Annotated in this window: 18 protein-coding genes and 1 other RNA gene; 13 read left to right on the top strand and 6 right to left on the bottom strand. The window is 38.8% G+C overall.

What is annotated here, in order from left to right; all coding sequences use genetic code 11:
- The first annotated feature begins 4 nt into the window (after positions 1–4).
- From HYW79_01915 to HYW79_01895, 5 genes are all read left to right on the top strand, one after another.
- Entirely contained in the window at positions 5–619 is a 615-nt protein-coding gene (locus HYW79_01915) for an MFS transporter (GenBank protein ID MBI2635278.1), read from the top strand.
- Positions 616–2,340, top strand: a complete 1,725-nt coding sequence (gene polX, locus HYW79_01910) for a DNA polymerase/3'-5' exonuclease PolX (protein ID MBI2635277.1) — start codon at positions 616–618, stop codon at positions 2,338–2,340. Before HYW79_01915 ends, polX begins: the two co-directional genes overlap by 4 nt.
- Before the next feature lie 162 nt (positions 2,341–2,502).
- Positions 2,503–3,036, top strand: coding sequence for a hypothetical protein (locus HYW79_01905; GenBank protein MBI2635276.1), 534 nt, complete (start codon positions 2,503–2,505; stop codon positions 3,034–3,036).
- A 112-nt stretch (positions 3,037–3,148) separates the two neighbouring features.
- A complete protein-coding gene (locus tag HYW79_01900) occupies positions 3,149–3,607 on the top strand; it encodes an NUDIX hydrolase (GenBank protein MBI2635275.1) in 459 nt (152 codons plus the stop codon).
- Between the two features lie 74 nt (positions 3,608–3,681).
- The gene (locus tag HYW79_01895; GenBank protein ID MBI2635274.1) at positions 3,682–3,936 is read left to right on the top strand and encodes an MGMT family protein; all 255 of its coding nucleotides are present in this window, start codon (positions 3,682–3,684) and stop codon (positions 3,934–3,936) included.
- Between the two features lie 18 nt (positions 3,937–3,954).
- Here HYW79_01895 and rplT read toward each other — a convergent pair whose 3' ends face one another.
- From rplT to smpB, 6 genes are all read right to left on the bottom strand, one after another.
- Positions 3,955–4,305: a 50S ribosomal protein L20 gene (gene rplT / locus HYW79_01890; protein MBI2635273.1), complete on the bottom strand. Its 351-nt coding sequence runs from the start codon at positions 4,303–4,305 to the stop codon at positions 3,955–3,957.
- On the bottom strand, positions 4,292–4,495 hold the full coding sequence (rpmI, locus tag HYW79_01885) for a 50S ribosomal protein L35 (GenBank protein MBI2635272.1): 204 nt from the start codon (positions 4,493–4,495) through the stop codon (positions 4,292–4,294). The genes rplT and rpmI overlap by 14 nt, the downstream gene beginning before the upstream one ends.
- A 46-nt stretch (positions 4,496–4,541) precedes the next feature.
- Entirely contained in the window at positions 4,542–5,057 is a 516-nt protein-coding gene (infC, locus tag HYW79_01880; GenBank protein ID MBI2635271.1) for a translation initiation factor IF-3, read from the bottom strand.
- A gap of 110 nt (positions 5,058–5,167) precedes the next feature.
- A complete protein-coding gene (locus HYW79_01875) occupies positions 5,168–5,434 on the bottom strand; it encodes a GIY-YIG nuclease family protein (protein MBI2635270.1) in 267 nt (88 codons plus the stop codon).
- Positions 5,435–5,604: 170 nt separating this feature from the next.
- Positions 5,605–6,015, bottom strand: a transfer-messenger RNA (tmRNA) gene (ssrA, locus tag HYW79_01870).
- Positions 5,995–6,462: an SsrA-binding protein SmpB gene (gene smpB, locus HYW79_01865; GenBank protein ID MBI2635269.1), complete on the bottom strand. Its 468-nt coding sequence runs from the start codon at positions 6,460–6,462 to the stop codon at positions 5,995–5,997. The genes ssrA and smpB overlap by 21 nt, the downstream gene beginning before the upstream one ends.
- A 57-nt stretch (positions 6,463–6,519) precedes the next feature.
- Between smpB and HYW79_01860 the strand changes: the two genes are divergently transcribed.
- From HYW79_01860 to HYW79_01825, 8 genes are all read left to right on the top strand, one after another.
- Positions 6,520–8,250, top strand: a complete 1,731-nt coding sequence (locus tag HYW79_01860) for an arginine--tRNA ligase (GenBank protein ID MBI2635268.1) — start codon at positions 6,520–6,522, stop codon at positions 8,248–8,250.
- 4 nt (positions 8,251–8,254) lie between these two features.
- Positions 8,255–11,788: a class I tRNA ligase family protein gene (locus HYW79_01855; protein MBI2635267.1), complete on the top strand. Its 3,534-nt coding sequence runs from the start codon at positions 8,255–8,257 to the stop codon at positions 11,786–11,788.
- Between the two features lie 66 nt (positions 11,789–11,854).
- Positions 11,855–12,493, top strand: coding sequence for an ATP-dependent Clp protease proteolytic subunit (locus HYW79_01850; protein ID MBI2635266.1), 639 nt, complete (start codon positions 11,855–11,857; stop codon positions 12,491–12,493).
- 41 nt (positions 12,494–12,534) lie between these two features.
- Positions 12,535–13,032, top strand: a complete 498-nt coding sequence (locus HYW79_01845) for a DNA repair protein RecO (protein MBI2635265.1) — start codon at positions 12,535–12,537, stop codon at positions 13,030–13,032.
- Between the two features lie 17 nt (positions 13,033–13,049).
- Positions 13,050–14,837 carry a DUF11 domain-containing protein gene (locus HYW79_01840; protein MBI2635264.1) on the top strand — a complete coding sequence of 596 codons (1,788 nt, stop codon included), beginning with the start codon at positions 13,050–13,052 and terminating at the stop codon, positions 14,835–14,837.
- An 85-nt stretch (positions 14,838–14,922) separates the two neighbouring features.
- A complete protein-coding gene (locus tag HYW79_01835; protein MBI2635263.1) occupies positions 14,923–15,423 on the top strand; it encodes a hypothetical protein in 501 nt (166 codons plus the stop codon).
- Positions 15,424–15,652: 229 nt separating this feature from the next.
- On the top strand, positions 15,653–16,213 hold the full coding sequence (gene cas2 / locus HYW79_01830) for a CRISPR-associated endonuclease Cas2 (GenBank protein ID MBI2635262.1): 561 nt from the start codon (positions 15,653–15,655) through the stop codon (positions 16,211–16,213).
- Between the two features lie 210 nt (positions 16,214–16,423).
- Positions 16,424–17,782: a glycine--tRNA ligase gene (locus HYW79_01825; protein MBI2635261.1), complete on the top strand. Its 1,359-nt coding sequence runs from the start codon at positions 16,424–16,426 to the stop codon at positions 17,780–17,782.
- The last annotated feature ends 50 nt before the right edge of the window (positions 17,783–17,832 follow it).

Raw genomic sequence — 17,832 nt, 5'->3', positions numbered from 1 at the left:
ATACATGTTTACATCATTAGTTAATAAAGTAATAAGAACTTTAGTGCTGGGTGATATAATGTTTTTTTCCGCCTTCGGGTTAATCGGCCCTATTTTTGCTATTTTCGTTACGAATCAAATTATCGGCGCCACTATTACTACCGTAGGATTTGCCGCCACAATCAACTTATTGACGAGAGCTTTAGCGCAGATGCCTGTGGCTCGCTATATAGATCGCCACAAGGGCGAAAGAGACGATTTTCTTTTTATGGTTGCCGGCTCAACACTGGTAAGTATCGTACCTTTTATTTATTTGTTTGTAGAAACACCCGCTCATTTATATTTAGCCCAGGTTATTTTGGGTATTGGCGGTGCCTTAGCCAATCCGGGTTGGTATGCGATTTTTACGCGTCATATCGATAAAGAAAAAGAAGGTACTGAATGGACTTTAGAAAATATCGGTGTCGGTCTTGCGGCAGCAGGCGCGGCTGCCATAGGAGGTATTTTAGCGGAACGCCTGGGTTTTCAAAATCTTTTTATTATTGTTGGTGTTTTATCTTTAGTCGGCGTGGTAATTATGATTTCACTTTACAGTACGGTAGTTGAAATGGATCATCAACACGAAAATGATAAATTATGAAACTAAGCAACAAAGAAATAGCGAAAATTATTTATGAAATAGGCGAATATTTAGAAATAAAAAGGATACCTTTCAAACCTCGCGCGTACGAAAAAGCCGGTTATTCCATTGAAAATCTTGAAGAGGAAGTAGCGGAAATATATAAAAAAGGCGGATTAAAAGCCGTTGAAGATATCCCCGGCGTTGGCATTTCTATCGCGGAAAAGATTGAAGAACTTATTAAAACCGGTCATTTAAAATATTATCAAATGTTAAAAAAATCATTGCCGGTCAACATAAGCGAATTGTCGAGAGTTGAAGGCGTTGGGCCAAAAGCGATTTTCAGGCTTTATAAGAAACTTAAAGTTAGAAATATCGGTGATTTGGAAAAAGCGGCCAAAGCCGGAAAAATCGCCAAAATGGCGGGTTTCGGCGGCAAAACGGAACAAAAAATTTTAAAAGGCATTGAGTTTTTAAAAAAATCCAGCGGGCGGTTTCTTTTGGGAGATGTTTTACCGCTTGCAAGAACAATAGAAGACCGGTTGAAAAAAATAAAATCGGTAGATCGCGTAGCGATCGCCGGCTCTATCAGAAGAATGCAGGAAACAGTCGGTGATTTGGATATTTTAGTAACTTCGAGCAAACCACAAGAAGTGACAGATTTTTTCTTGAAAATTCCGGAAATCGCCCATGTTTATTCTTCTGGGTCTACGAAAACAATGGTGCGGCTAAAAAATGGTATGGATGCCGATATTCGTGTTGTGGCCGATAAAAGTTTCGGAGCTACTTTACAGTATTTTACCGGTGACAAGCGGCATAATATAACTTTGAGAGCCTTAGCCGAGAAAATGGGTTATAAATTGAATGAGTACGGACTTTTTAAAGGAAAAAAGTTAATTGTCGGAAGAACCGAAGAAGAAATTTATAAAACATTGAAAATGCAAACACCGCCTCCGGAAATAAGGACTGATAGCGGTGAAATTCAGGTCGCTCTAAAAAATAAACTTCCGAAACTTATAGGATACAACGAAATAAAAGGGGATCTTCAAGTCCAAACTAATTGGACTGATGGTGAAAACTCGATAGAAGAAATGGCAAAAGCCGCGTTTGATGCGGGGTTAGAATATATTGCCATTACCGATCACACAAAAAGTTTGGCGATGACCGGCGGCTCCGACGAAAAAAAATTACTAAAACAAATGGCTGCAATAGATAAAATTCAATCCCGCATCGGCGGGACAAAATTCAGGATCTTAAAAGGTGCTGAAGTCAATATATTAAAAGATGGCTCGCTTGATATAGAAGATGCGGTTTTAGCCAAGCTTGATGTCGTCGGGATCGCAGTTCATTCGCATTTCAATCTTTCCCGTGCAGAACAAACAAAACGAATTATAAAGGCGATGATAAATAAAAATGCCGATATATTATTTCATCCCACCGGCCGATTAATTCAAAAGCGCGAACCCTACGATGTTGATATAGATGAAATCATTAAAATAGCTAAAGAAACCGGCACCGTTCTTGAGATTGACGCTGATCCCCACCGTCTTGATTTGAAAGACGAATATATTCGCAAAGCGGTTGGGGCCGGAGTAAAACTATCCATTGATACCGATGCTCACTCAAAAAACAGTTTCCATTACTTGGAATTTGGCATCGCTCAAGCGCGCCGCGGCTGGGCCAAGTCATCGGATATTGTTAACACGAGGCCGTGGAAAGAAATGTTAAAATTATTAAAGTAAAATAGCGACATTTCCCCTTCGATTTTACCGCGCGTGGTATTTGTTTAAAGGTTTTGGTTTCAATATTTTTTTGTTTCAGTTGATTTGTAGCTCGTCCTGCGATCGCTTGACCGACCGCAAAATTTTTTGATACTATCTTGGATAATGCGACATTTAGGACACGTGGGAAAAAAAGTTTTATTGCTTTTGCAAGCGGGACTCGTTTTATCTTTGACGGGCCGTCCCGATGCCTACTTTAAGATTTTGAAAGACGTTGCCAAAGAGTGGAGAAAGGTAAATGAGCGCAGTTTAAGAGAATCAATAAAGAAATTATACAAGGCAAAAATTATAGATTATAAAGAAAATAAAGATGGCACTGTTCGCCTTGTCTTAACTGAAGTGGGTCAAAAAAAGGTTTTAGTTTACAATTTAGATAAAATTGAAATCAAAAAACCTCTAAAATGGGATAGATTATGGCGCGTAGTAACTTTTGATATTCCCGAAGATAAGAAAAAAGGAAGAACGGCGCTGGCTGTAAAACTTAAGGAAATTGGTTTTTATCCAATGCAAAAAAGTGTTTTTATCCATCCCCATGAATGTAAAAATGAAATTGATTTTATAGCTGAGATTTTTGAATTAGTACCTTATATAAGATACTTAAGAGTGAGAGATGTCGATATTGAGTTCGACTTAAGGAATAGGTTCGGCTTACTTTAATGTTTGATTTAGCAAGAGTTTAAAATGCAGTTTGTCCAACGATCGCACGAATAACTGAAATTAAGTTAGAAGATTAGGACTGGATTAAAAAATTTAAATTAAAGAAAATATAATGATAGATAAAAAATTTTATAAAAATTTACCAAGGAAAAGAGTTGCGTCAGCGGCTCTGTTTCTTAACAAGAAAAAAGAAATTTTAATTGTTAAACCATCTTATAAACCAAATTGGACTTTACCAGGAGGAATAGTTGATAAAGACGAGTCGCCACTAGCGGGTTGTAGACGCGAAGTGAAAGAAGAAATAGGATTGTACGTTAAAATTAAAGATCTCTTATTGGTTGATTACACCCATAATCGTGAAAAAGGCGATGCATTAAAATTTATATTTTTCGGTGGAATTTTGGGAATAGAAAAGATTAAATGCATAAATATAGACCAAAAGGAGATTAGCGAATATAAATTTTCTAAGCCGCAGGAAGCTATAAAATTATTAAATCCGAAAGCCATGGTAAGGGTTGTAAAGTGCCTGGAATCATTAGAAAGCGGGCAACCGATTTATCTAGAGAGTTAGTATTAAATTGCAGTTTGTCCAACTATCGCATGACCGGCTACATTTACTCATTTGTTATTTTTTTATTTTTTATTATGAAATATAGTTTTAAAGAAAAAGTTTTTAGGGCAGTTAGGAGAGTATCCAAAGGGAGAACGGCGACCTATAAAGAAATTGCCCAGGAGGCGGGGAAACCGAAGGCGTGGCGCGCGATCGGCAATATTTTAAATAAAAATTTTGATCCAAAAATTCCTTGTCATAGAGTGATTCGTTCGGACGGGAAAATTGGCGGCTACAATCGCGGTGCGGATAAAAAAACACTATTACTTAAAAAAGAAAAAATCCGCTAAAAGCGGCTTTTTTCTTTTTTAACTTATTTTAGCTTTTTCTATTATTTCCTTAAAAATTTCGGGATGGCTGCGCGCCAGTTCCGATAAAATCTTCCTGTCAATTTCAATTTTGGCTTTTTTGAGGCCGTGCATAAATCGGCTATAATTTAATCCTTCCGGTCTTACCGCGGCATTAATCTGAATTTGCCAAAGAGCGCGGTTAGTTCTTTTTTTGACTTTCCGGTCGCGGTAAGCGTGAACCCACGCGTGAAGCAGAGCTTCTTTAGCGGCTCTTTCTTTTGATTTACGGCCCCACTTGAAACCCTTGGTATATTTTAATATTTTTTCGCGTCTTTTTAACGCTATTTTCCCTCGTTTAACTCTTGGCATACGGAAGATATTTTATAAACGATTTATAATCACTTTTTTTTACCTGCTTAACCCCATGTTTTATTCGTGTTTGTCTAGAAGATTCTTTGGCATTGAAGTGCGACTGATGTGTTGGGCGCCTTAATAATTTACCCCCTCCGGTTATTTTAATGCGGCTTTGTATTGATTTGTTGGTTTTTATTTTAGGCATATTAATTTTATTCTGCCTGCCCGCAACGCTTTATAAAAAAATGTCTTTACTGTTTGATAATTGTGATGTTAAATCCTCGAGGCTGTTTTTTTAGTTCCGAAATAACTTTATTTGGCGTGCTGATTAATTTTAGAAAATCCTCAATTTTTTTCTTGCCTAAATCGGAAAAAGTCTTATGGTATTTGGCGCGGCCCTTTAAAACAAGTTCTATTTGAACGTGGGTGCCTTCTTTTAGAAACTCGCTTGCTTTTTCCGCCTTGATTTTTAAGTCATTCAAACCGGTGTTCAAATTGAGCCGGATGATTTTTGAAGAGTCTTTTTTCTGTTTAGCCCTTTGTTTTCTTTCTTCCTTTTGCTCACGGTAAAGATATTTGCCGTAGTCGAAGATCCGGGCTACCGGCGGCTTGGCCATTGGCGCCACTTCAATCAAGTCAAGGCCCCTTTCTTGGGCTAACTTTAACGCCTCTTCACGGCTCATAATGCCGATTTGCTCCCCGTCTTCATCTGTTACTCTCAACTCTACGGCGGTTATTTGATTGTTGATTTTAAGTTTTTTTAACAAGTCCCGTTAGAAATTTATATTTAAGTTTCTGATAAAATCCAATATACACGGGTTTTATGCATAAGTCAACCCCATCTAGTAACAAAAGTGAACGGCGGGTTTTCCGTTTTTTATAATTTAGTAGACAATCCGGCAATGAATCTTTTTATTAGTATTTTTTTCTTTTCTCTGCGCCATTTCTTAATTTGAGCCTCACGTTTTCGTGCTTCTGCAAGAGTGGGATATTTTTCTTCAAAAACTATTTCAAATTTAGATTTATATTTAGTAAAATTAGCACCTTGTTTAGTGTTGTGGTAGTAAAGTCTTTTATTTAAATCTTCTGTTACACCAACATACAATTTGCCAGAAGAATTTTTTATCATATAAACGTAATGCATAAAAATTATATAGCATCTATAAAAATAAAATACCAGATAATTATCTGATATTTTATTGTGTCCCTCGACTACGCTCGGGACATTCGACTTGTTCAATAGTGAGCGACTCAAGTTAATTACAACGAGTGGCTTGCCATGAGCGAGTCTCGAGCGTTAGCGAGAGACGAGTCGAATGGAAGTGGCGAGAGTTGAACTCGCATCTAGAATTTTTAATTAAATATTTCTACAGGCGTAGGCTGTTTGAATTTTTTGAAAATCCTCCTTGAAACAGTCAAAATGGAAGGTTCCCAATTTCTTCTTTAGTTCAACCCGAACCGAAGAATTTTCAGGTTAGAGCCCAATTGTTGACACCGGTATCGTCCTACTGGGCGTCAGGCGACCGATGCCCCACTACGCTAAAGCTTCGCGGGGTAAAACCTACTTAAGCAAAAGCTAAAGCAGGAGTTAAATTTGTTTTGCCAGTTATTTGCTGGATCTCGGGGATTGTCGCATCCCGCAACTGCGGGACGGATTTTCAAGGTTACGAGATATCCTCGTCCTGCATATTTAATTTTCAAGTTCTATCGAAGCCCGTCACTCCCATGCTCTTGTTTAATTTTTCTGTCGATTTCTCTCTCTATTTCTCGTCGGCTTATAGCATCGCGTTTGTCATACTGCTTTTTACCCCTGACCAAACCAAATTCCAGTTTAATTCGGCGGCCTTTATTATATACCTTTAAAGGCACTAAAGTCAAGCTTTTTTGTTTTGTTTTACCGGAAATATAGTCAACTTCTTTTTTATTCAAAAGCAATTTTCTTGAGCGAGACGGGTCGTAGTCGGATGGCTGGTTCTTTGGCTGATAAGGAGCGATTGAAGCGCCGATTAGATAGGGTTCGCCATTATGGAAGTTAACGTAAGAGCCGGCTAAGTTCATGCGCCCTCCTTTTATTGACTTAACCTCGGCGCCAGACAACACTAAGCCTGCCTCAAAAATTTCTAGGATTTCGTAATCAAAGTGAGCCTTTCGGTTTTCGGAGAATATTGCCATACCCGAATTCTATCAGTAGTTTTATTTTTATCAAAATCGGGTTAAAATATGTATGGAATGAAAGAGCTTATAAAAACCTATCTAAACGACATTATTCGAAAAATCGCTCCGGAGTTTAGGGGAGAGGTTTTAGTTAAAGTTACCGAGAATAGAGAACATGGCGACTATTCGTCAAACGTCGCTTTTTTGCTTGCCAAAATTTTATCCGCCCAAAAGGGGCGAGATCTCGCCTCAGGCGGAAAAAAATCACCGCAAATAATTGCCGAAGAATTAGTTAAAAAGTTAAATAGCCAAAAAATATCCGCCTTCACTCCCTCCTACGCTAAAGCTGTGGCGGGCAAGAAAGTTTCGGCGGACAAGAAAGAATTTTCAAAAATTGATGCCGTGAACGGTTTTATTAATTTTTTTCTGTCGCCCGAATGTCTCCGTCATCAACTTAAGGAAGTTCTGAAAGAAAAAAATAAATACGGAAATTCTGATGTCGGTAAAAATTACAAAGTTCAAGTTGAATTTATTTCTGCCAATCCCACCGGGCCCTTAACAATGGCTAATGGCCGAGGAGGGTTTTATGGTGATGTGCTGGCTAATATTTTGGAAACACAAGGGTATAACATTACTCGCGAGTTTTATATAAATGATAGGGGTGGCCAAATTCTTGCTCTTGGAAGATCAATCAAGCTAGCGCAGGGCGAGAATTTGAGTTTAGAAAAAACCGAATTAGAAAATTTATATAAAGGAGATTATATTAACGACTTGGCAAAACAGATAGACAAAAATTTTAGCATTGAAGAAGCCGGGCAGGCATCGGTTGATTTAATTTTAAATACGCATATAAAGCCGGTTATAAAAAAGCTCGGAATAAATTTTGATGTTTGGTTTTCTGAAAAGTCCCTTTATAAGGGGGGACAGTATGAAAAAGTAATGGAAGATTTAATGCGCAAAGATTTAATTTATGAAAAAGATGGCGCCACTTGGATGAAAACGTCGGAATTAGGCGATACCGAAGACCGGGTTTTGATAAAAAGTAATGGCGACGAAACATACTTTATGTCTGACATTCTTTATCATTTAAATAAATTTGAAGTAAGAAAATTTAATAAAGCGATAAATATCTGGGGAGCCGACCATCATGGAGACATTCCGCGCTTGATGGGGGCTTTAAAAGCATTGGGGATTAATTCGGAGCGCTTAAAAATAGTGCTGATTCAGTTTGTCCGCCTCGTTTCCGGCGGTAAAAAAGCAAAGGTTTCAAAGCGAGCCGGAATTTTTGTTACTTTAGACGAGCTGGTTGGTGAGATTGGGCTTGATGCCGTGAGATTTTTCTTTTTGATGTATTCATCCGATACTCACATGGATTTTGATTTATCGCTAGCCAAAGAACGTTCGCAAAAAAATCCGATTTATTATGTGCAGTACGCGTACGCGCGGCTTTCCTCAATTTTGCGCAAAGCAAAGGTCTCTAATTTGCGCAAAGCAAAGGTCTCTAAAGCCGAGGTCTTAAGCTCTGAATTTAGTGCATTAAAAACAAATGCCGAATTTGATTTAATTAGGAAACTCACCGAGTTTCCCGAGGTTTTAAGTGATATCGCGATAAATTACGAAGTCCATCGCTTGCCGCGCTATGCTCTGGAACTGGCGCGGGAGTTCCACAATTTCTATGAAAAAGAAAGAGTGATTACAGAAGACAAAAAGTTAACCTCCGCGCGATTGGCTTTGGTTACGGCAACTAAAATCGTTTTAGGAAACGCTTTGAACTTGATGGGGATAAAAGCTCCTGATAAGATGTAAAATTATGATAGAATCTTTTGGTCCCAAAACTGAAGAAAGAATCCTTGATTTTTGGCAAAATAATCAAATTTTTGAGAAGCTGCGGAAAAAAATTAAAGGCCAAAAAAGTTGGTCGTTTTTAGACGGGCCGATTACCGCCAATAATCCAATGGGAGTTCATCACGCGTGGGGGAGAACCTACAAAGATCTGTTCCAAAGATATAAAGCGGCGCGAGGATTTGACCAGAGGTTTCAAAACGGATTTGACGCCCAAGGGCTTTGGGTTGAAGTTGAGGTGGAAAAAGAATTGGGTTTTAAGTCAAAAAAAGACATTGAAAAATATGGCATTGCCAAATTCGTTGAAAAGTGTAAAGAGCGCGTGAGAAAGTATTCCGCGATTCAAACAAATCAATCAATCAGGTTGGGCCAATGGATGGATTGGAAGAACAGTTACTACACAATGTCTAATGAAAACAATGTTGCCATCTGGCACTTTTTGAAAAAATGTAAAGAAAAAGGACTGCTTTACAAAGGGCACGATGTTGTTCCCTGGTGCTGGCGTTGCGGTACGGCCATTTCCCAGCATGAGATACTTACCGAGGATTATAAAGAAGTTACCCATGATTCCGTTTACATAGAATATCCTATTGTTGGAAACCGAGCTTCCAACATTTTCAAAAAAAATACCTATCTTTTGGTTTGGACGACAACTCCCTGGACTCTTCCCGGAAACGCGGCGGTAGCCGTAGATCCCGACAAAATTTACGTGGAAGCAACTGACTTGGAAGCTCCGCTTCCAAGTGAACTTGGAAGCGGAGCTTCCTATTATCTTATAAAAGAAGCAGCTGAAAGATTAAACCTTAAAATTATCAGGACTTTTAAAGGAAAAGAGTTAGTCGATTTAACTTACAAATCACCTTTTGATAACTTGCCAGCTGTTAAAAAAGCTTTATCCGGCTTTATTCACAAGGTTGTTGCCACCGACTCACGAATTTTGCCGGTTAGTGAAACCGAAGGAACGGGGTTGATTCATATCGCACCCGGTCAAGGCACCGAAGATTACAGATTGGGGAAAAAAATAAAAATTCCGGCAATTGATTTGATTAATGACGCAGCTTTTTATGTGAAAGGGCTTGGAGAATTTAGCGGCCAAAACGCGAAAGAACGCCCCGAAATAATAATTGATTACATAAAAACCGCCGGATTTCTTTTTAGCGCCCCCAAATATACCCATCGTTATCCTATCTGCTGGAGGTGCAAAACCGAATTGGTATGGAAAATTGCCGATGAGTGGTACATATCAATGGACAAGTTAAGGAATCCGCTTATAAAAATAGCTAAAAAAATAAAATGGATTCCCTCTTTTGGTCTGGAGAGGGAAATCGACTGGCTGAAAAATATGTCCGACTGGTTGATTAGCAAGAAAAGATATTGGGGATTGGCGCTGCCCATTTTTGAGTGCCGGTGCGGCAATTTTGAGGTTATCGGTTCGCTCGCTGATTTTGACAAGTTCTCGCCAAAAAAACTTAATCATTATATTTTTCTGCGTCACGGCGAGGCGGAAAACAATCGGCTAAAAATCATTTCTTCTTATCCGGAAAAAAAGAAGTACTTATTAACCATAAGGGGTGCTAAAGAAATTGAAAAACTTGTTCCGTGGTTTAAGAAAAAAAGCGTGGATTTGGTGTTTTCTTCCGACTTATTGCGGACGAAAGAAACCGCCCAAATTATTTCCGGCGCTTTGGGCCAAAAAATAATTTATGACAAGCGGCTCCGTGAACACGACTCCGGGGCTTATAACGGGCGCACTCATGGGGATTGGCATTCGCTTTTTGGTGGCAAGGTGGATCAATATGTCGTCAGACCAAGCGGCGGTGAAAACTTAAAAGATGTCAAAAAAAGGATGATGGATTTTTTGAAAGAAACGGACAGGAAATATGAAGGCAAAACGATTTTGATAGTAAGCCATGCTAATCCGATAATTGCGGCCGCCAGTTCCTACCAGGGTTATAAAAATGAAGAAGCATTTGAAAAGTTTAGCATTGACGGAGTAACTGGTTCCGTTGTTGAAATGGCGGGCCATAATTGGCCCTATAATAATGAAGGCGATTTAGATTTGCATCGGCCCTACGTTGACGAAATTAAGATTAAGTGTCCCAAGTGCGATGAAAAAACTTCGCGTATTCTCGATGTCGGCAATCCCTGGCTGGATGCCGGAATCGTTCCCTACTCAACGATGAGATATTTTAATGAGCACGTAAAACTGCCCGATGGCAGTAACGTGCCGGGCAAAAAATTTTGGCGCAAATGGTTTCCCGCAGAATTGGTTTGCGAGTCTTTTCCCGGACAATTTAAAAATTGGTTTTATTCTCTTATCGTAATGAGTACTGTTTTAGAAAAATTACCGCCAATGAAAACAGTTTTCGGTTATGCTTCGGTTCGGGATGAAAAAGGAGAGGAGATGCATAAATCAAAAGGAAATGCCATCTGGTTTGACGAGGCGGCGGAAAAAATCGGCGTTGACGTTATGCGCTGGATGTATGTTAAACAGAATCCGGCGGATAACTTAAAATTTGGGTACGGCGCCGCTAAAGAATCCGAAAGGAAACTTATTAATTTTTGGAATAGTTTTATTTTTTTTAAAACTTATTTACCCGCCAAAATTTCCACCGGAAATTTAGGCGGGCGCGGCACCAATCCTCAAAATTTGTTAGACTTTTGGATTTTGTCGCGTCTGAATAATCTGATAGAAAAGGTTACCCAAAATCTGGATAAGTATAATCCGGCTTACGCCAGCAGGGCTATCGAAGAATTCTTTATTGACGATCTTTCCCTTTGGCATATACGGCGTTCTCGGGAGAGATTTCAGAGGCCAAAATCTAAAAAAGAAAAAGAGGAGGCTGCCGAAACGCTTTATTTCGTGCTTTTGAATTTAGTAAAAGTTATTTCTCCGTTTCTGCCGTTTTTATCGGAAGAAATTTATTTGTTTTTGAAAAGAGATAAAATGCCGGAATCGGTTCATCTATGCGACTGGCCAAAAGCCGATAAAAAACTTATTGATTTAAAATTAGAAAAACAAATGGGCCTAGTTAGAGAAATTTCTGCCGAAGCACTGGCTCTTCGGGCGGAAGCGGGCATCAAAGTGCGCCAGCCGCTTCAAGCGCTTACCATTGCCGAAACCGGGTTGAAAAAATACCCAGAACTTTTAGATCTTATTAAAGATGAGGTAAATGTCAAAGAAATTGTTTTTGGCGATAAAATAGAATTAGACACAAAAATTACCACCGAACTGAAAGAAGAGGGCTTGACCAGAGAAATAGCCCGCCAGATTCAAGGTATGAGAAAAGACGGAGGTTTAACGCCTAAAGAAACGATAGTGGTTTATATGAAAGGAGAAGAAAATATCCAAAAAATTATTTCGAAATGGGAAAAAACTTTAACTTCCGAAGTCGGCGCGAGAAAAATTGAATTTGTCGGCGTAATTAAAGACGGTTTGCTTATTGACCGTCATTTTAAGTTGGAAAGCAAGGATATCTGGATAGGTATTGCCAAAATGTAAATTAACTTGTAACTTAAGAGTACTGTCAATTTGATCTTTTAAATAAAAATAGAAAGAGGCTCCGTCATGCTGGTGAGCAACAATAATTTCAAACGCAGTAACGCAAGATTCCTTCGTCAGTTGTTTTTTGAAGAACGCCTGCTTTTTCTTGATTGCCAGCTTGATGGAACGGGCGGCCTTGCTTATTACAACGACGGTTCAATACCCTTTGACTGGGCGTCTTCTCCACGCAGTGTTATAGACCAAATTATTTATCTTGATTCGCTCAATCGCGAACCTATTAAGCTGATGATTGATTCGCCCGGCGGTTTGGCGTCGGCCTACCTTAATCTTTATGACATTATGAAGGCGTCGCGCTCGCCTATTTACACAGTTGCCACGGGAGTAGTGGCTTCGGCAGCGGTTCCAATTCTAGTAGGCGGCGAGCCGGGCCACAGATATATACTTCCGAATTCTCGGACGATGATTCATATGCCCAGAAGTCATTTCGGCGGTGATCCGAAAGAGGTTGAAAATCAAGTCAGAGAGTTCAACAAAGTCAAAACTCTTTACATCGGCATTTTATCCCGGCATACGAATAAGGCGCCAGACCTGATTGAGAGCGACATCAACCGTCTTGATTTTTGGATGGACGCCAAAGAGAGTGTTGCTTACGGATTGGTCGATCATGTCCTCAACTCTTTTAGTGAGTTTGCTCTTTTGTAAGTCCTATTAGATAATCCTAATAGGATTTTTTATTTTTAAAAATGAATTCTTATCAAACTAACGCGCTTGTTTTAAAACGGGAGGATATTTTTGAAGCTGATCGCCTTTATCATTTATATACGCAAGATTTCGGCAAGGTGAGGGCTACGGCGGGAAGTGTTCGAAAAATCAATGCCAAACTTACGGGCCATCTTGAACCGTTTAATTTTGTTTGGGTTGAACTGATTTCAAAAAAAGGCGGCGAACTTATTATTACTACCGCTCTTTCGCATGGGCCGCTGCTTAACAATACTGCTCCCGATAAAATTACGCTTTTTACAAAAATGGCTAATTTTGCTTTGACAATGTTAAAAGAGCCGCAAAAAGACGAAGTGTTGTGGAATTTTATTCTTGAAGGTTTTTTAAAAGCAAGAGATGTTGAAAATGGCAGTGCTGACAAATTTTTAAGCGATTTTAAATCCGGCTTTACTAAAATAATGGGGTTTGGGGATAATTTTGAAGAAGCCAGGTATTATCTGGGGGATTTCAATGTGCTATAATAAATCTAAATAAATTTATGGTAGAAATTCCTTCTTCTTCGCAAACTTCACCGGAGCTTTCCGGCCCTTCGCTGTCTCAAGCAATCCGTTTTTTTTCCCCAAGGCAAAAAAAGAGTTTGTTTATTTCAAGCATTGTATTCTTAACAATCGTCGTTTTTAGCGGTGTCGGTTTTTATTTTTGGCTGACATCTTTTAAAAAATCCCAGGTTGACTTTGGAGTTTCTGGGCCGGCACAGGTTGCTAGCGGCGAGCCCGCTTCTTATTCCGTGTCTTACTGGAACAATACCAAACAAATTCTTCAAAACGCAGTTTTGACCGTTCGCTATCCGCAGAATGCAATGGTTCCCGGCGGCAAAGTTATCCAGAGTATTGATCTGGGGAATATCGGCATCGGCGGCGGCGGCAAACAAGAAATAAATCTAGCTTTTATCGGGACCGATAAAAGCATTCAAAAACTTGAAGTTAGCCTAAGTTACAAACCGCAAAACACCAGCTCAACTTTTGAAAACGAGTCAACAAAAGAAGTAGCTATTTATGGCTCCGCTCTATTTATTGACTTTAAAACACCCGAATCGGTATTGCCAAATATAAAGAATAACTTCATCGTTCATTATAAGAACAATACCGAACATGTTTTTAAAAACGCGGTAATTGAAATTGTTTATCCTTCCGAATTTAATTTTATTTCTTCCGACAAGTTGCCGTCCAAAAACAATAATAGTTGGAATTTAGGCGACTTGAACCCGAACGAAGAAGGAGATATCGTTGTTTCGGGTATTTTAAAAAATGTTACGAATGTTCAGTTTAGTTTGGCGATTGGAGTCTCCCAAGACGGTAAATTCTTTAAATTTTTGGAAACCTTGCCGCAAATCAATCTGGCCTCTTCTCCGCTTAGGCTTGATATATTCGTTAATAACGGGACGTCAATCACGGCTAATCTCGGAGATTCCTTGCAGTTTAAAATAAGTTACGAAAATAATACCGGCGTTGCTTTGTCCGACATAGTTTTGAAAGCCAATCTTGACGGTTTAATGTATGATTTGCCGACTTTAAAAACCGACGGCTTTTATAACAGTGTAACCAATGTGATTGTCTGGAACGCCGCCAATCAACCGCAGTTTAAGAATTTGTCTCCTAATGAATCTGGCGAAGTCAGTTTTTACGTCAATGTCAGGCCTCGTTACATTATCAGAACTTTCCGCGATAAAAATTTCTTGCTTCAGGTCTCGGCGACCATGGAAACGCTTACTATTCCGCCTTCGCTTGCTGTTAAATCTCTTTCGGCAACTAGTGATATCGCCATCAAGGTTAATACCGCGGCTGATTTGAAGGCGAGAGGGTATTACTATGATTCGGTTTTAAAGAACTCCGGGCCAATCCCGCCGCGCGTAAATCAAACCACGACTTTTACCATCCATTGGCTGGTTACAAATTATTCTAACGATCTCAACAATGTTGTTGTTAAGGCGACACTTCCAGAAGGCGTAAAGTGGCTTGATAAAAAAGCGGGAGCTGGAAGCGCTCTACTGGAATTTAACGAAAGAACCAGTGAACTATCCTGGAATATCGGAAAAATTCAGGCGGCAACAGGCGTTCTTCTTGATCCTTATGAAGCGATTTTTCAGCTTTCCTTAACTCCTTCGGTTACAAAGATTGGAAGTGTTGTGCCGGTTATAAATGACGCTATCTTAAGCGGCAATGATTTGTTTACCGGAAATCCTATTTCGGCAATAGCGCCGGCGGTAAAGACCGACATGCCCGATGATCCCGGCGTCGGAATTCTCAAAAGCCGCGTTCAGCCGTAAATTTGTCGTTGACAAAATATACTTATCAATTTAATATAGAGAAGATATTATCGTACTTTTATAATATTACCCAAGGAGGTTTATAATGTTAAAGTCGGTTTTTTTGATTCCCGTTGTTTTACTGTTTGCAGCTTGTGTTCAGTTACCGGTAAATTCAGCAAATAAATGTATTCCTTTGCCCGATGGTGCAGTGCCAGATGAAAAAAGTTCTGGTTGGGCAAAGCGCGCAGATATTCCCTCAGATTACTTGATTGAAGTGCAAACGAAGAACGGAGAGAACGTAACAATCGGTACGCGGAAATATTATATCCATTACAATGGAATGAAGCTCGGGGTATATTCATATTTTGGAAAAGTAGGATTTAAAGCTTGGTCGTGCGACAAAGATCGTGATCCAGTTTCGGGCGATACCCCAGATCACATGATTGCCGTACCGCAGCCAGATGGCAGTTGGCTAATCCATCATGCCCAAAGTCCTGATAAAGTAGAGGTGACTTTCGGTGCTGACGGGAAACCCATAGGCGCTGCAATTACACTCGACGGGATTGAAACGTGGTTCAGTAAATGGACATTATTTGATAAATAACCCTTACGAAGCTGGAAATCCCAGCTTTTTTAGTTAACACTCTGAAAAAGTTTTAACTCGACTTATATGTGAACAGTATTACAATATTTATGAACATTGATATCTCTTATAATATCCTCAATTCCCTGCTATAGTCAGGAATTGAGGATATTATGTTGGTAATATAAACAAGTGATTACTAAATAGTTAATGAAAAATATAACTTAGTATACAAAATTAAAAAAACTACATGCTGCACAAAAAATCGTTAACCAGAGACGTTTTATTTATAGCCGCTTCCGGCACATTAATTTTATCGTCGCTATTCGCGCCCAATGTTGCCCAACTTTTAAAACCATTAATGCGCTGGCGCAGAAATTGGGATAAAATTGATAAACGACGTATTCATGATGCCGTAAAACGGTTGAACAATAAAAGATTGGTAGAATTGGTAGAAAAGGGCGATAATATTTATGTAAAAATTACCGCTAATGGCAGAAATTTATTAAAACGATTTGATTATGATGACATAGAGTTATTAAATACTAAAGAGTGGGATAAAAAATGGCGATTGGTAATTTTTGATATTCCGGAAAAAAAGAAAAAAGAAAGAAACGCTCTATCCAATAAATTAAGAGATTTGGGGCTGTATCATTTACAAGAGAGCGTTTTTGTTTATCCTTATGATTGTCAAAACGAGATAGATTTTATTTGCGAGTTTCTGTCAATTAGTCGTTATGTGAATTATTGTACTGTAGAGTCTATAGATAAGCGGGAGGGTGACTTGCGGCAATTTTTTAAAATTGTTTAATAAAGAAATTAGTTAATAAAATTTTGTCCCCTCAATTTCTTGCTATAGCAATAAATTGAGGGGAATCGATTTTTAATCGTAAACAAATATTTGTTTAATATTGTAAATTAGTTAGAAATTATGTTATTATGGCTTATAGTTTCTGAAATTATTTTTGAGTTTAATCAGTTTATATAAATGGCGCAAACAAAAGATAACCAAGAAAATTTAATGGAAAAAATTGTATCGCTTGCCAAAAGGCGGGGATTTATTTTTCCCGGCAGTGAAATTTATGGCGGATTGGCTAATTCCTGGGATTATGGTCCATTAGGCGTTGAACTTAAAAACAATATTAAGCAACTGTGGTGGAAAAAGTTTGTTCAAAATCGCGACGATATCATTGGTATTGATTCGGCTTTAATAATGAATCCAAAAGTTTGGGAAGCGAGCGGGCATGTTGCGACTTTTAACGATCCATTGGTTGAGTGTAAAAAATGTAATTATCGTGAGCGGAGCGATATTTTAATTGCTCTGGAATATCCTGAACCTATTGTTCACGATATTGATCCTATTAAGCAACTAAAGAATCTTATTAAATTAAATATTAAATGTCCGAATGGCGGAGTTCATGACTGGACTATCCCAAGGCAGTTTAACTTAATGTTTAAAACTAATCTCGGGCCTGTAGAAAGTAGAGAGAATGTTGTTTATTTGCGTCCAGAAACGGCCCAAGGAATGTTTGTCGATTTTAAAAATGTTTTGGATACAAGCAGAAAAACCGTGCCGTTTGGCATTGCCCAAATCGGCAAAGCATTCAGGAATGAAATTACGCCGGGGAATTTTATTTTCAGAACTCGTGAATTTGAACAGATGGAAATTGAATATTTTATTCCGGTGCCGAAAAAGGACAAAGATTGGCAGGAACATTTTGAATATTGGAGGAAAGAAATGCATGATTGGATGGAAAAAGATTTAGGCTTGGATAAAAAACATATTTATGAACTTGAAGTACCCGAAGATAAACGCGCCCATTACTCAAAGCGGACAATAGATTTTGAATATGATTTTCCCTTCGGTAAGAACGAACTTTACGGTTTGGCTTATCGAACCGATTTTGATTTGAGAAATCATTATAAAGAAACAGCGCCTTACAGGGATTCTCAAACCGGTGAAGAATTTTGGCCGCATGTGATTGAACCGACTTGGGGGGTCGATCGATCCATTTTAGCGGTTTTAATAGAACATTACGCAGAAGATAATGACAGAGTTTTACTAAAGTTACCGTCAAAATTAGCACCCTATAAGGTTGCTGTTTTTCCGCTTTTGGCAAATAAGCCCGAATTGGTGAATAAAGCGAAAGAGATTTACGACGAATTAAAACAAAATTTTATGGTCGCTTGGGATGACCGCGGCAATATCGGGAAACGTTATTATGCGCAAGATGAAATTGGGACGCCATTTTGCATAACCGTAGATTTTGACTCGCTTGAAGACAAAAAAGTCACAGTTCGCAATAGGGACATGATGAAGCAGGAAAGGGTAGCAGTTAAAGATTTAGTGGATTATTTTAAAAAACAACTTGAAGATTAAATTATTCTAATTTCTAATTATTCTAATTTCTAGTCAAATCCCAAATCCCA

This window comes from Parcubacteria group bacterium (assembly GCA_016186325.1).
GTDB lineage: Bacteria > Patescibacteriota > Minisyncoccia > UBA10092 > UBA10092 > JACPHB01.
This window is presented reverse-complemented; position numbering and strand designations above follow the sequence as displayed.